Origin of the sequence: Thermosynechococcus sp. M3746_W2019_013 (genome assembly GCF_015296045.1) — a bacterium.
Classification (GTDB): Bacteria; Cyanobacteriota; Cyanobacteriia; order Thermosynechococcales; family Thermosynechococcaceae; genus Thermosynechococcus.
Window position 1 is genome coordinate 15,996 of the sequence record NZ_DVDW01000055.1, and the last position, 11,876, is coordinate 27,871.

Below are 11,876 nucleotides of genomic sequence, written 5' to 3' on the forward strand. Positions count from 1 at the left end.
GCTGTTGAGTTTCCTCCTCTGGGTGCCCCTGTTGGGTGCCCTTGCCCTCAGCCTGCTGCCCGCTGGGAGTTTGGGGCGGACGTACCGCAGTTTAGCCGCTGTGGTGATGGCGATCGCCCTGGTGGTCAGTCTCGCGATCGCCCGTCTATTTGATCCCAGCAATGCAGCCCCGCAATTAACCGAGGTAGTTCCTTGGCTAGAGCCATTGGGCTTGAGCTATCGCCTGAGCGTGGATGGCCTGTCGCTGCCGCTATTGGTCTTAAATAATTTCCTGACGCTGATTGCCCTATTGGCCACTTCTGTCCACTTGCCCCGTCCTCGGTTGTATTACCCACTGGTACTGCTGTTGAATGCGGGTGTCAGTGGCGCCTTTTTGGCCGATAATTTGCTGCTGTTTTTCCTGTTCTATGAATTGGAGTTGATTCCCCTCTATCTTTTGATTGCCATTTGGGGTGGGGCGCGGCGAAGTTATGCAGCCACCAAGTTTCTAATTTACACGGCCATTTCGGGGGTTCTGCTCTTGGCTGGATTTCTGGGGCTAGTGTGGCTAGCCCATGCCCCCTCCTTTGACTTTGACGCCCAATTATCCACCCTCTTGCCCCTAAGCTCACAACTTGTTCTGCTGGGGCTGATTTTAGTGGGCTTTGGCATCAAGATTCCCCTAGTGCCCTTCCATACTTGGCTACCCGATGCCCACGTCGAAGCCTCCACTCCCGTTTCTGTGCTGCTGGCAGGGGTGCTCCTGAAACTAGGGACCTATGGGTTAGTGCGCTTTGGGGTGCAGTTATTCCCGCAGGCATGGCAGGTCTTGGCGCCTGGGTTGGCCACTTGGGCGGTGGTCAGTGTTCTCTACGGTTCTCTGATGGCGATCTCCCAAACCGATATGAAAAAAATGGTGGCCTACAGTTCCATTGGCCATATGGGGTTTGTCCTCTTAGCCACTGCCACTGCCACACCCTTGAGCATGTTGGCCGCTATTGCCCAAATGATGAGCCACGGGCTAATTTCTGCGCTTCTCTTTTTGCTGGTGGGGGTTGTCTATGAAAAAACCGGCAGCCGCAACATTGAGGTACTGCGGGGATTGCTGAACCCTGAGCGGGGGCTGCCCCTGATTGGTAGTCTGATGATTGTTGGGGTCATGGCCAGTGGTGGTATCCCCGGCATGGTGGGCTTTGTGGCGGAGTTCCTGATCTTCCGCAGTAGTTTTCCCGCCTTCCCAGGGCAAACGCTCCTATGTATGGTGGGTACGGGCCTAACGTCGGTGTATTTTCTTCTGCTGGTGAACCGCGTCTTTTTTGGTCGTCTGCCCAATGAGTTGACAGATTTGCCGCCCGTTGCTTGGGGCGATCGCCTCCCGAGCCTCCTATTAGCCGCGCTAATTTTGATCTTAGGGGTTGTTCCCAACTGGTTGATCCATTGGAGTAAAACCACGGTTAGCCTTCTTGTTACTGCTGTTGCTACGCTGCCCACACCATGACCCTGACTACCGTTACTCCAACCTCCCTACATCAAGAACTGCGTACCGCCATCCTAGAGCGGTTGCTCCACGGTCAAGCCCTGTTACCGGATACACCAACCCATGTAATGGAAGTGGTGGGCATCCTCAAAAGCTATGGGGTAGTGCTCAAGGCCTATGCAGAAAATCTCTGCGACATTAGTGAGCGGCAGTTTCTTGTTCTCTTTCCCTTTTTCAAATACTTCAATGGCGAGATTACCATTCCCAAGCTGCTGCGCCACTGGTGGCACGACCGCATTAACTATGAATATGCTGAGTACTGTATGCGTGCCATGATGTGGCATGGGGGTGGCGGTCTTGATGCCTTCCTCGATTCGGCAGAATTTCGGCAATTAGCCGGCAAGGCGATCGCCGCCAAGCTGCGGGGCAACCCCCTAATGCAACTGGTGAATCGGCTTTTTCCAGAGTTTTTGCTGGAAACGGTGCGGATGCTCTGCTACTACAGTGGCTTGGGGCAGTTTTGGACAGTAATGTATCCCATCTTTCTCACCTTGAGCGATCGCTATGATGCGGGCGAGATTCGCAGCATTCCCGATGTGGTAGATCACATTCGGGCCGGTCTGATTGCCGCTGCCAATCGCCCCATTACCTATCGCGTCAAGCTCCACGGCCAGACCTACGAGATTCTCCCCGCCAGTGCTGGACTCACCTTTTTGCCAGACACAGCGATTCCCTATGTCGAAGCTGTGTTTATACGGGGCACCCCCTTCTTTGGCCTCATTTCCTTCAATGCCCAAGCCCAGCAAATTTCCCGCGATCCAGCGGAGTTTGGCTATGGCGCCCTGTTTGCAGATCCCATTCCCACAGGCGCGGCTGGTATTCCCCCCACGCTGCTAATGCAGGATATGCGCCACTATCTCCCCTCCTATCTTTTGGCGTTCTATCGTTGCCAAGGCCGAGGTGAAGATGATCTGCGAGTAAAAATTTGCCAAACCTTCCAAAAATCAATGTTTTGCGTCACCACAGCAGCAATCACTGCCCTAGCTCCCTATCCCTGGACAACCACCGACCCCCAAGAGCAAGCCGCCAATCGAGCATTCTACGAAACGTGGCTGGATCGCCTCGAAACCTCTCGCCTCTGGAATGTTCAAGTTAGCTAGGGCACGCTTTTAGCCCCTGAGGAGAACCTGGAATACCCCCCTGGAAAACTATCTGCGTGCCCTAAGGAGGAATTAAAGGTGTGACCGCGATAAGATAGTAAAGCAGTTCATCTTCCTTCACACTGACAATAAAATGACCCATATTGATTGGCTTGCGCAAACGGATCCGTTGGTTGCTGAAATGGTACAGCGGGAAGTCCAGCGGCAGCAGCAACACCTCGAACTGATTGCCAGCGAAAACTTTACTTCCCCTGCGGTGATGGCCGCTCAAGGGACGGTTCTCACCAATAAATATGCCGAGGGATTGCCGGGCAAACGCTACTACGGTGGCTGCGAATTTGTGGATGAAGTGGAGCAACTGGCCATCGATCGCGCCAAGGAACTCTTTGGTGCTGCCCATGCCAACGTTCAGCCTCACTCCGGTGCCCAAGCCAATTTTGCCGTCTTTTTGGCACTGCTCAATCCCGGCGACACGATTATGGGGATGGATTTGTCCCATGGTGGCCATCTAACCCACGGTTCTCCCGTCAACGTTTCCGGTAAATGGTTTAACGTCGTTCACTACGGTGTTCATCCTGAAACGGAACGCCTCGATATGGATCAGGTGCGGGATTTAGCACGGCAGCACCGTCCTAAGCTAATTATCTGTGGCTATTCCGCCTATCCTCGCATTATTCCCTTTGCTGAGTTTCGCCAAATTGCCGATGAAGTGGGGGCCTACCTCATGGCCGATATTGCCCACATTGCCGGTTTAGTAGCCAGTGGTTACCATCCCAATCCCGTACCCCTCTGCGATGTCGTGACAACCACCACCCACAAAACCCTGCGCGGTCCTCGCGGCGGCCTGATTCTTACCCGTGATGAAGAGTTGGGCAAAAAGTTGGATAAAGCGGTCTTTCCCGGTACCCAAGGGGGGCCACTGGAGCACGTTATTGCCGCTAAGGCCGTGGCTTTTGGTGAGGCTCTCAAACCAGAATTCAAAGCCTATTCTGGGCAAGTGATCCGCAATGCCCAAGCCCTCGCTGCGGGGCTGCAAGCGCGGCAACTGCGCCTTGTCTCTGGGGGCACCGATAACCATTTGATGCTCATTGACCTGCGATCGGTGAATCTAACAGGCAAAGAGGCCGATCGCCTGATGGGGGAAATCAACATCACCACCAACAAAAACACCATTCCCTTTGACCCTGCCTCTCCTTTTGTGACCAGTGGTCTGCGTTTGGGAACGCCAGCCTTGACAACCCGTGGCTTCACAGAAGTCGAGTTTGCAGAAGTGGCTGACATCATTAGCGATCGCCTGCATGCCCCAGAGGATGAAGCCATCAAAAATCGCTGCCGCGACCGGGTGGCTGCCCTCTGCGCTAAATTTCCCCTCTATCCCCACTTGCAATTGCCGCAACCAGTGCTAGCCTAAGAGGGGATGCTGCCAATACCCTGAGCAGATGCTGTACCACCTGATTGCCTTCCTTGCTGCCATTGCCGTTGTCCTCTTGGTCACCCCCCTTGTCAATGACCTTGGACATAAAGCAGGGTTTGTGGATCACCCCAATGAACGTAAGATTCATAACCGTCCCATGGTGCGCTTGGGAGGCGTCTCTATCTTTTTGGGCAATCTAGTGGGGCTGCTGATTGTTTGGAATGCGGGGGGGTTTGGTGTTCTGCCGCAGCCGGCGGAGTATGAAATTTGGGGGGTGACCTTAGGAGGGGTGGCCTTTTTTCTCATTGGCCTCGCTGATGATCTATTGACTTTGCCGGCGCTCCTGCGCCTTGCCCTGCAATTTCTTGTGGCGGCAATTGTTTGGGCAGTGGGCGTCAAAATTCGCATTATCACTGTGCCCTTTGTCGGCACCGTGGACTTAGGTTGGCTGAGTTTGCCCCTCACCACCGTCTGGCTTGTCGGCATTGCCAATGCCATTAACTTTATTGATGGTGTGGATGGGCTAGCGGCAGGGGTATCCGGCATTGCTGCCCTGGCAATGTTTTTTGTGTGTATGCTCATGGGGGAGCCGGAGGCGGGACTATTGGCCGCAGCCCTGGCAGGGGGGGCCTTGGGATTTCTGCGCTATAACTTCAATCCAGCCCAAATTTTCATGGGCGATGGCGGTGCCTACTTCATGGGCTTTACCCTTGCTGGCTTGGGGATCATTGGCCTTGTTAAGGCCTACACAGCGGTGGCGATTCTCCTGCCCCTATTGATTCTAGCGGTGCCCATTGTGGATACCTCAACGGTGGTTTTCAGCCGGCTGCGGCGGGGGCAATCTCCCTTTGCACCGGATAAGAGACACTTGCACCATCGCCTTCTCAAGGCAGGACTTTCGCAGCGGGTGACAGTGCTCTTTATTTACTGCTTAACCCTGTGGGTGGGCAGTCTTGCTATAGCTTTGGCGGGTTTGCCGGGAGGATGGGGCTATGCCGTGGCAGCGTCTCTTCTGATGGGCTTTGCCTCGTGGTATGTGTGGCAACGGGTGCGCAGCAGCGAAAATGACTGAAACAATGAGTGCAGAAATTATTTGCGTAGGGACAGAATTGCTGCTGGGGGAGATTCTCAACAGTAATGCCCAATTTTTGGCCCAGCAACTGGCGAGCTTGGGTATTCCCCACTACTACCAAACGGTGGTTGGCGACAATCCGACTCGCATTAAAAAAGTGGTGGCCATTGCCTGCGATCGCGCCCGCCTCCTCATCTTTACCGGTGGCCTTGGCCCCACCCCCGATGATCTCACCACCGAAACCCTAGCGGATTTCTTTCAAGCCCCCCTAGAAGAACGTCCCGAAATTCTTGCTGATTTAGAGCGCAAATATGCCCAGCGGGGCGGCTTTAGTCCCAGTAACCGCAAGCAGGCTCTCCTGCCTGTGGGGGCGCAGATTCTCCCCAACCCCTTGGGGACTGCCCCCGGCATGATCTGGCAGCCGCGCACTGGCTTAACGATTCTCACCTTTCCCGGTGTCCCCGCTGAAATGAAGCAGATGTGGCACGAAACCGCCGTGCCCTTTTTGCGCTCCCAAGGCTGGGGCAAGGAAGTAATTTACAGCCGTGTACTGCGTTTCTGGGGCATTCCAGAATCCGTGCTTGCAGAAAAAGTGGCTGCCCAAATTGCCCGCGAGCATCCCACTGTGGCTCCCTATGCGAGCAATGGTGAAGCCCGTCTGCGCATTACCGCACGTGCCAAGGACGAAGCGGCAGCTCAGCAACTGATTCAGCCCGTCGAAGCCGAGATTCGCCAAATTGTGGGTTTAGACTGCTATGGTGCCGATGAGGATACCCTTGCCGGTGTGGTGGGGCGGCTGCTGCAGGAACGACACCAAACAGTGGCGGTGGCAGAGTCCTGCACAGGGGGTGGTCTGGGGGAGATGTTGACGCGCTTGCCAGGGAGTTCTCTCCATTTCAAAGGGGGCGTCATTGCCTATGCCAACGAAGTTAAGGTGAACTTATTGGGAGTGAATCCTCAGGATCTAGAGCAAGAGGGCGCCGTGAGTGCGGTGGTGGCCACCCAGATGGCGCTAGGCGTCAAGACGCGCTTGGCCAGTGATTGGGGTGTCAGTATTACCGGCATTGCTGGTCCGGGGGGAGCGACGCTCACTAAACCCGTGGGACTGGTCTATATTGGTGTCGCACTGCCCAATGGTGAGGTCATGACCCGGGAATTTCGCATTAGCGGTCAACGGGGACGGGATTGGATACGCTATCTGAGCACTATGAATGCCCTAGATCTCCTGCGGCGACAGTTGTTGGTGAATCCATGAGTCACGGTCTGCTCTGGTTACCCCTATTGGCGGTTTTTATTGTGCTGGCAGGGTTGGGTTGGGTCGAGTACCGCAAGCTGGAACACTATCGCCAGTGGGCACAGCAATTTGAAGCCAGTAAGTACGATATTGCTGCTGTTGTTGGTCAGCAGGGCGATCGCCTGACGTGGGGAGAACCAACCCCCAAGGGCATTGTTAATCTGCAAACCTGTCACTTATCAACAGTTCAAAGAGTTTGGGTCGAGTGTAGGGGCCAGGAGATTGAGACAGATACCAGCCCTGCCAAGGGCACCATTCATCTAGTGCTGCAAACCAACACAGGAGAGCACTGTCGCATTCCGTTCACAGAGCTGCCCCTTGCCTTCGCATGGCGCGATCGCCTGCAACCAAAACTTGCAGGTAAAATTGAGGGCGAGTTTGCATAAGTTCTAAACCCCTATGAAACGTATCGTGGCGTTGGTGCCCGGCGGCATTGGTGATCAAATCTTATTTTTTCCCACCCTTGATGATCTCAAAGCCCATTTTCCAGAGGCGCAGTTGGATGTGGTGGTTGAACCCCGGGCCGTGGCTGCCTACCAATTGAGTGGCAGTGTTCACCAAGTGATTCCCTTTAACTTCAAAGACCGCAATGCCCTGGCGGATTGGGCCAACCTGATTGGTACACTGCGGGAGGGAGAGTACGATGCAATTCTCTCCTTAGGGCGGAGTAAAGCGGTGCGCTTCCTGCTGTGGCTGACGGGGATTCCCAAGCGAGTCGGCTTTGCCAAACTCAATCCCTTGGGATTCCTCACCGATGCCATCCCTGTCAACCTTGAGCAGTACAGTGCCGCCACCTACCACGATTTACTCAAAGCCTTTGGGATCACTACCCCCTGTCCCTTGCCCAAGGCAGTGATTACCGCTGCAGATAGGCAGTGGGCAACCGCGGAGCAACAACGCCTAGGCCTTTCCGGTGGGTATCGTCTCTTGCACGGCGGCTCTAGTCAAATGGCCCTCAGCAAGGGGATTAACAAAATTTACCCCCCCACCCGTTGGGTTGAGGTCATCCAGACACTGGCACAGGAGGAGCCACATCTTCCTTTTATTGTGGTTTGTGGGCCTGAGGATCAAGGATGGGTGAGGGCACTGACGCAGGCGCTACCCAACATTAAAATTAGCTATCCTCCAGACTTGCGCAAACTGGCGGCTCTCATGCAACAGGCACAACAGATTCTCTGTACAGACAGTGGCCCGATGCACCTTGGGGTGGCAGTGGGTACCCCCCTTGTGGCGCTTTTTGGCCCTACGGATCCCGCCAAACTCCTGCCGGCGGATCCCCGTTTTCGTGCCGTCAAGTCCACCACAGGCAACATGGCCGATATTCCCGTTTCAGCAGTGATTGAGGCGGCTTGCCATGGCTAGACCGGCGGTCTTTCTTGATCGGGATGGCGTGCTGAACCAGGAGGTGGGCTACATTCATCACCTCGAGGACTTGCAGTTAATTCCGGGTGTTGCCCAGGCAGTCCGACGGCTCAATGATGCGGGGTGGTTTTGCTGCTTAGCTTCTAATCAGTCAGGTCCGGCGCGGGATTATTACAGCATCGATCACGTCCATGCTCTGCACCACAGACTTCAGGAGTTGCTAGCCGCCAGTGCCGGTGCGGTGTTGGATGCGGTTTATTTCTGCCCTGATCTCAGCCGTCCCGAAGGGGGAGTGGTTGCCGACTATGCGGGCTGGACAACCTGGCGCAAACCGAACACGGGAATGCTGGTGGCAGCGGCTTGGGATCATGACTTAGATCTCAGCCGCAGTGTGATGGTAGGCGACAAGGCCACTGATATTGATCTGGCGCGGAATGCTGGCTGCTATGGCATTTTAGTACAAACCGGCTTTGGCGATCGCGTCCTTGAGGGCAGTTATCAGCACGCCAGTCAACCCGATTACATTGCAGAGGACTTAGCCGCTGCCGTAGAGTGGATTTGTACTCACCTTGCCCCCCGTTAGGGATGACTTCATCGCCGGAGTATACCAAATTTCCCCTTGCCCTACTGTTGCTGGTGGTTCTGGGCTACGTACTTGTGGGCTGGTATTTGTCTGCCTATCCTTGGATGTGGTCGGCCTATGCTTCTTTTTTTGCAGCTATTCTAACAGTGTTTCTCGTGGGTGGCACCTCTAGCCTCTTGCGATCGCGCCAGAGCAACCCTAGAAATATCTTTAGTAGCTTAATGATGCGCGTGGGCACCCCCAGTCTCTTTACAGTGCTGGTGCTGAGTACCGCTGTGACCCTTGCCATTATTGCCTTTCGGGTCTTTAGTGTGATTGCCATCCTCATTGGCACCGAAATTCTCGTGCGGATTGAAATGAAAGCCGCCGGCTACAAGAACTGGCAAATTATGCTAGTGGTCATTCAAATGGCGATTTTAGGGGTGTTCATTGGCCGGAGTATTGGGCACTACATACCATCCTCTCCAGAGCAATCATTATCGTTTCTCGTCCTATCCTAAAGGAGTAAGTTTTCTAGAGCACGCAAATTAGTAATGCACAAGCAGTCTTGAGTGCGGCGAATAATCCCCTTACGCTCCAGTTTCCCCAGCACCCGTGTCACCGTTTCTCGCGCCATGCCACTCAGACTACTTAATTCACGGTGGGGTAGATTGGGAATTTCTAAGCCATCGGTTCCCTGTCGCCCTTGACCATCTGCCAAAAACAGCAGAATATCCGCCACCCGTGACATACTATCGGCTTCCCGCAGCCGCAGCCGCCGATTCACTTGCCGTAGCCGTCGTGCCATTAACTTGGCGAGGCGTATTCCTGCTTGGGGTTCAGTATTGACGAGATTGACAAAATCCACCGCGGGCATGTTGGCCACAACCGTCGGTGTTAGGGTAATCACATCCGTTGAGCGGGGCACTTCCTCTAGGGGTGCCATTTCGCCAAAGAGTTCCCCAGGGCCAAGGATATTCAGGGTGATTTCTTTGCCATCCATGTTGTAGGTGCGAATTTTGACCCAGCCACTGAGAATAAAGTAAACCGATGTGCCCCAGTCATTCTCCAGCAGGATCACTCGGTTGGCGGGATGCTGACGTGTCACCACATGGGCTAGGGCTTTCTCTACCACCGCCTGCGGTAAATCCCGAAAAAAGGGCGTATTTTGCAACGATAATTCAGGTGCAGGAGAACTACGCCGTTGTTGCATAGAGGTCAAGGCCGAAAGAACGAGGGCAGAGGTTCAGCAGATAGGTGGTCAGATATGGCTCGAAATGAACACCTGTAATCTTAGCACTGCTATCTATAATCACAGTAAATGTATCTGTAACGTTAGAAAACGCGACCGTGGTCCAATAGTGACGACTGTTGATCTGAACTGTTAGGACATGCTGCCCCTCCCTGCCCTCTCAGTCACATGTACATATCTGTTATTAATCCCTGAAGCAGAGAAAGCTCTATAGATTGCCCTATTATCTGTTTTACTCAGGGTCTTAGGGAAACGACTGCGGAGTGTAAAGTTTATTAAAGACCTTGACTCCTTTGGTTAGCCTTCGTCACAATGAGTTTCATAGGTTGGGATTTGAATTTTATCCTCGTAAGCGGTTTGTCATAACTGCGAGTGAGTCGGTTGTGCCAATGCTAGAAACCCTTGAATTTGTTATTTATCCCGATGGCCGCGTCGTTGAAACGGTGACGGGAATTGCTGGGGCATCCTGTGCTGAGGTGACTGCTGCCATTGAAGCACAACTCGGATGTGTCATTAGCCAACAGCCCACCGCAGAATACTATGCTTCCCAAGAGGAAGAAAATCAATTGGTTGTTCAATCTGTCCCCTCCCAGTGGTAATCGTTGAGGATTGGTGATCCATGTCGCACTTCAGCCAAATCAAAACCCAAATTCGGAGTTTACCTGCTTTACAAGCTGCCCTAACGGACTTGGGCTTACCGTGGCAATCTGGCTCTCAAGAAGTGCGCGGGTTTCGCGGTCAAACCCAAACCGCTCAAGTGGTTGTTCCCCAAGAGAATGGCTATGACATTGGCTTTCGCTGGAATGGCACTGAGTACGAGCTAGTGGCGGATTTGGAGTTTTGGCAGCAGGCATGGTCAGTGGATCGCTTTTTGAATAAAGTTACCCAACGCTATGCTTACCATGCGGTGCTGCAATCTGCAACGGAACAGGGCTTTCAAGTGCAGGCCACAGAACAGCAGGCCGATGGTAGTGTCAAGGTCGTGCTGCAACGCTGGCGTTCCTAGCCTCTCACGCAAATGGATCGGCAGATGGGTCAGCCCCTTGGTTTAGAACCAGAGCTTGGTGGTCAACTGCGCCAAAGTGAATCTCGCAGTGGCTATGAACCTGAACTAGGGGGAGCCCATCGCCAACGCGGTGTCTATGTCGATGAAATTACCTGTATTGGCTGCAAACACTGTGCCCATGTGGCGCGAAATACATTTTATATCGAGCCTAACTACGGGCGATCGCGGGTGGTGCGCCAAGATGGTGACCCCCTTGAACTGATTCAAGAAGCCATTGATACTTGTCCCGTCGATTGCATCCATTGGGTAGATTACACGGAATTAAAACGGCTGGAAAAAGAGCGCCTCGACCAGGTAGTTCCCCTTGCCGGTTTTCCCATTGATCCAGCCACTACACACCGCAAGAAACGGCGATCGCCCCCTAGGGCTAAATAGCATCTTCAGGCATCACAATGAGCGTTGTTCCCTGCCGGCCAATGACAATCACCCGCTGATGTTCGGGAATGACCAAGTGGGGATCGTCACAGCGAGCCTGCCAAGAAATCCCTTCGTACAGTACTCGCCCCGTTTCGCCAGCGGGAATTCTCGTGATTGTTTTGGCCTCGGCGGCTTCCTTGAGCACTGGCGGAACTCGCTTCGGTTGATAGCGCCGCAACAGAAAGACCACAACAATGGAGAGCACCATCCAAAGGAGAATTTGTACTGAAAAGCTGGGAATTAGGAACGAGAGAAATGCAACAATAAGAGCACTGAGGCCGATGGTGGCTTCCATAAAAGCCGTCGGCAAAACAAGCTCCATCACAAAAAGGATGATGGCAAGAATTAACCAAATCAAAAAGGGAGACAGGGGCATTGCTCTTATCACCCAAGATGGCTACTTCAACAATAGCTTAAACTTCCCTGATCCAGTGGGCGGATTTAACTAGTTTGAATACTTCAATGCTCGTCAAAAGATCAATGCTGGTCAAAAGAGCTCTACTGGAACTTACAAGGGTGACCCTGCGTCAGGGGAGCTAGCGCTCAAGGGAGACTCCTCCAATTCTGTACAATGATGAATTTGATGAATTTAATGAGGCAAACAACAATGACGGATCTATTTATCCCCCTGCTGGTGGGACTCTTCACCCTTGGACTGTTGACGAGTTGGCTATGGCGACCGACAGCAACGCCGATTTCCCGTGCTGAACAGGCCAATACCCCTAATTTTGTTGCCGATGCCCCACCGCCGGATGATGAAGGTACACCGCCCCGCCGTGGATAGGCGAGGATTTCCCTAGAAGATTCTAGAACTGGCTAAT

At 53.6% G+C, this 11,876-nt stretch carries 15 protein-coding genes and 1 pseudogene; 14 read left to right on the top strand and 2 right to left on the bottom strand.

Features of this window, described 5'->3' with window-relative positions; all coding sequences use genetic code 11:
* Window position 1 precedes the first annotated feature (1 nt).
* The 9 genes from IGQ16_RS10010 (at window position 2) to IGQ16_RS10050 (ending at window position 8,841) form a co-directional block, all read left to right on the top strand.
* The gene (locus IGQ16_RS10010) at window positions 2-1,477 is read left to right on the top strand and encodes an NADH-quinone oxidoreductase subunit M (RefSeq protein ID WP_041429702.1); all 1,476 of its coding nucleotides are present in this window, start codon (window positions 2-4) and stop codon (window positions 1,475-1,477) included.
* On the top strand, window positions 1,474-2,616 hold the full coding sequence (locus IGQ16_RS10015; protein ID WP_024125142.1) for a CO2 hydration protein: 1,143 nt from the start codon (window positions 1,474-1,476) through the stop codon (window positions 2,614-2,616). The genes IGQ16_RS10010 and IGQ16_RS10015 overlap by 4 nt, the downstream gene beginning before the upstream one ends.
* A gap of 133 nt (window positions 2,617-2,749) precedes the next feature.
* Window positions 2,750-4,027: a serine hydroxymethyltransferase gene (gene glyA, locus IGQ16_RS10020; protein ID WP_024125143.1), complete on the top strand. Its 1,278-nt coding sequence runs from the start codon at window positions 2,750-2,752 to the stop codon at window positions 4,025-4,027.
* 28 nt (window positions 4,028-4,055) lie between these two features.
* Window positions 4,056-5,102: a glycosyltransferase family 4 protein gene (locus IGQ16_RS10025; RefSeq protein ID WP_297061360.1), complete on the top strand. Its 1,047-nt coding sequence runs from the start codon at window positions 4,056-4,058 to the stop codon at window positions 5,100-5,102.
* A gap of 4 nt (window positions 5,103-5,106) precedes the next feature.
* Entirely contained in the window at window positions 5,107-6,357 is a 1,251-nt protein-coding gene (locus tag IGQ16_RS10030) for a competence/damage-inducible protein A (RefSeq protein ID WP_041429703.1), read from the top strand.
* Window positions 6,354-6,782: a hypothetical protein gene (locus IGQ16_RS10035; RefSeq protein ID WP_024125146.1), complete on the top strand. Its 429-nt coding sequence runs from the start codon at window positions 6,354-6,356 to the stop codon at window positions 6,780-6,782. The genes IGQ16_RS10030 and IGQ16_RS10035 overlap by 4 nt, the downstream gene beginning before the upstream one ends.
* Window positions 6,783-6,795: 13 nt before the next feature.
* Window positions 6,796-7,758, top strand: a complete 963-nt coding sequence (locus tag IGQ16_RS10040; protein ID WP_024125147.1) for a glycosyltransferase family 9 protein — start codon at window positions 6,796-6,798, stop codon at window positions 7,756-7,758.
* The gene (locus IGQ16_RS10045; RefSeq protein WP_024125148.1) at window positions 7,751-8,341 is read left to right on the top strand and encodes an HAD-IIIA family hydrolase; all 591 of its coding nucleotides are present in this window, start codon (window positions 7,751-7,753) and stop codon (window positions 8,339-8,341) included. The genes IGQ16_RS10040 and IGQ16_RS10045 overlap by 8 nt, the downstream gene beginning before the upstream one ends.
* 2 nt (window positions 8,342-8,343) lie before the next feature.
* A complete protein-coding gene (locus IGQ16_RS10050) occupies window positions 8,344-8,841 on the top strand; it encodes a hypothetical protein (RefSeq protein WP_297061365.1) in 498 nt (165 codons plus the stop codon).
* On the opposite strand, the gene IGQ16_RS10055 is transcribed toward IGQ16_RS10050, so the two are convergent.
* A complete protein-coding gene (locus IGQ16_RS10055; protein WP_297061368.1) occupies window positions 8,838-9,533 on the bottom strand; it encodes a Crp/Fnr family transcriptional regulator in 696 nt (231 codons plus the stop codon). The two genes, IGQ16_RS10050 and IGQ16_RS10055, sit on opposite strands and share 4 nt — an antisense overlap.
* 428 nt (window positions 9,534-9,961) lie before the next feature.
* On the opposite strand from IGQ16_RS10055, the pseudogene IGQ16_RS10060 reads away from it, so the two are divergent.
* The 4 genes and pseudogenes from IGQ16_RS10060 to IGQ16_RS10070 form a co-directional block, all read left to right on the top strand.
* Window positions 9,962-10,120, top strand: a pseudogene (locus IGQ16_RS10060) (DUF2997 domain-containing protein); the annotation flags it as partial.
* Entirely contained in the window at window positions 10,108-10,188 is an 81-nt protein-coding gene (locus tag IGQ16_RS11765; protein ID WP_225871802.1) for a hypothetical protein, read from the top strand. The pseudogene IGQ16_RS10060 and the gene IGQ16_RS11765, both read left to right, overlap by 13 nt.
* Window positions 10,189-10,191: 3 nt before the next feature.
* Entirely contained in the window at window positions 10,192-10,578 is a 387-nt protein-coding gene (locus tag IGQ16_RS10065; RefSeq protein WP_024125151.1) for a DUF1257 domain-containing protein, read from the top strand.
* A 24-nt stretch (window positions 10,579-10,602) separates the two neighbouring features.
* Window positions 10,603-11,013, top strand: coding sequence for a ferredoxin (locus tag IGQ16_RS10070; protein ID WP_024125152.1), 411 nt, complete (start codon window positions 10,603-10,605; stop codon window positions 11,011-11,013).
* On the opposite strand, the gene IGQ16_RS10075 is transcribed toward IGQ16_RS10070, so the two are convergent.
* Complete coding sequence (locus tag IGQ16_RS10075; RefSeq protein WP_024125153.1) at window positions 11,006-11,431, bottom strand: NfeD family protein; 426 nt, start codon at window positions 11,429-11,431, stop codon at window positions 11,006-11,008. The genes IGQ16_RS10070 and IGQ16_RS10075 overlap by 8 nt on opposite strands.
* 231 nt (window positions 11,432-11,662) lie before the next feature.
* Between IGQ16_RS10075 and IGQ16_RS10080 the strand changes: the two genes are divergently transcribed.
* Window positions 11,663-11,839 carry a hypothetical protein gene (locus tag IGQ16_RS10080; protein WP_024125154.1) on the top strand — a complete coding sequence of 59 codons (177 nt, stop codon included), beginning with the start codon at window positions 11,663-11,665 and terminating at the stop codon, window positions 11,837-11,839.
* Window positions 11,840-11,876 lie beyond the last annotated feature (37 nt).

Coding starts and splice junctions, on each gene's coding strand:
- IGQ16_RS10070 (WP_024125152.1), top strand. CDS start 10,603: ATGGGTCAGCCCCTTGGTTTAGAACCAGAGCTTGGTGGTCAACTGCGC.
- IGQ16_RS10035 (WP_024125146.1), top strand. CDS start 6,354: ATGAGTCACGGTCTGCTCTGGTTACCCCTATTGGCGGTTTTTATTGTG.
- IGQ16_RS10045 (WP_024125148.1), top strand. CDS start 7,751: ATGGCTAGACCGGCGGTCTTTCTTGATCGGGATGGCGTGCTGAACCAG.
- IGQ16_RS10080 (WP_024125154.1), top strand. CDS start 11,663: ATGACGGATCTATTTATCCCCCTGCTGGTGGGACTCTTCACCCTTGGA.
- IGQ16_RS10050 (WP_297061365.1), top strand. CDS start 8,344: ATGACTTCATCGCCGGAGTATACCAAATTTCCCCTTGCCCTACTGTTG.
- IGQ16_RS10015 (WP_024125142.1), top strand. CDS start 1,474: ATGACCCTGACTACCGTTACTCCAACCTCCCTACATCAAGAACTGCGT.
- IGQ16_RS10025 (WP_297061360.1), top strand. CDS start 4,056: ATGCTGTACCACCTGATTGCCTTCCTTGCTGCCATTGCCGTTGTCCTC.
- IGQ16_RS10065 (WP_024125151.1), top strand. CDS start 10,192: ATGTCGCACTTCAGCCAAATCAAAACCCAAATTCGGAGTTTACCTGCT.
- IGQ16_RS10040 (WP_024125147.1), top strand. CDS start 6,796: ATGAAACGTATCGTGGCGTTGGTGCCCGGCGGCATTGGTGATCAAATC.
- IGQ16_RS10030 (WP_041429703.1), top strand. CDS start 5,107: ATGAGTGCAGAAATTATTTGCGTAGGGACAGAATTGCTGCTGGGGGAG.
- IGQ16_RS10075 (WP_024125153.1), bottom strand. CDS start 11,431: ATGCCCCTGTCTCCCTTTTTGATTTGGTTAATTCTTGCCATCATCCTT.
- IGQ16_RS10055 (WP_297061368.1), bottom strand. CDS start 9,533: ATGCAACAACGGCGTAGTTCTCCTGCACCTGAATTATCGTTGCAAAAT.
- glyA (WP_024125143.1), top strand. CDS start 2,750: ATGACCCATATTGATTGGCTTGCGCAAACGGATCCGTTGGTTGCTGAA.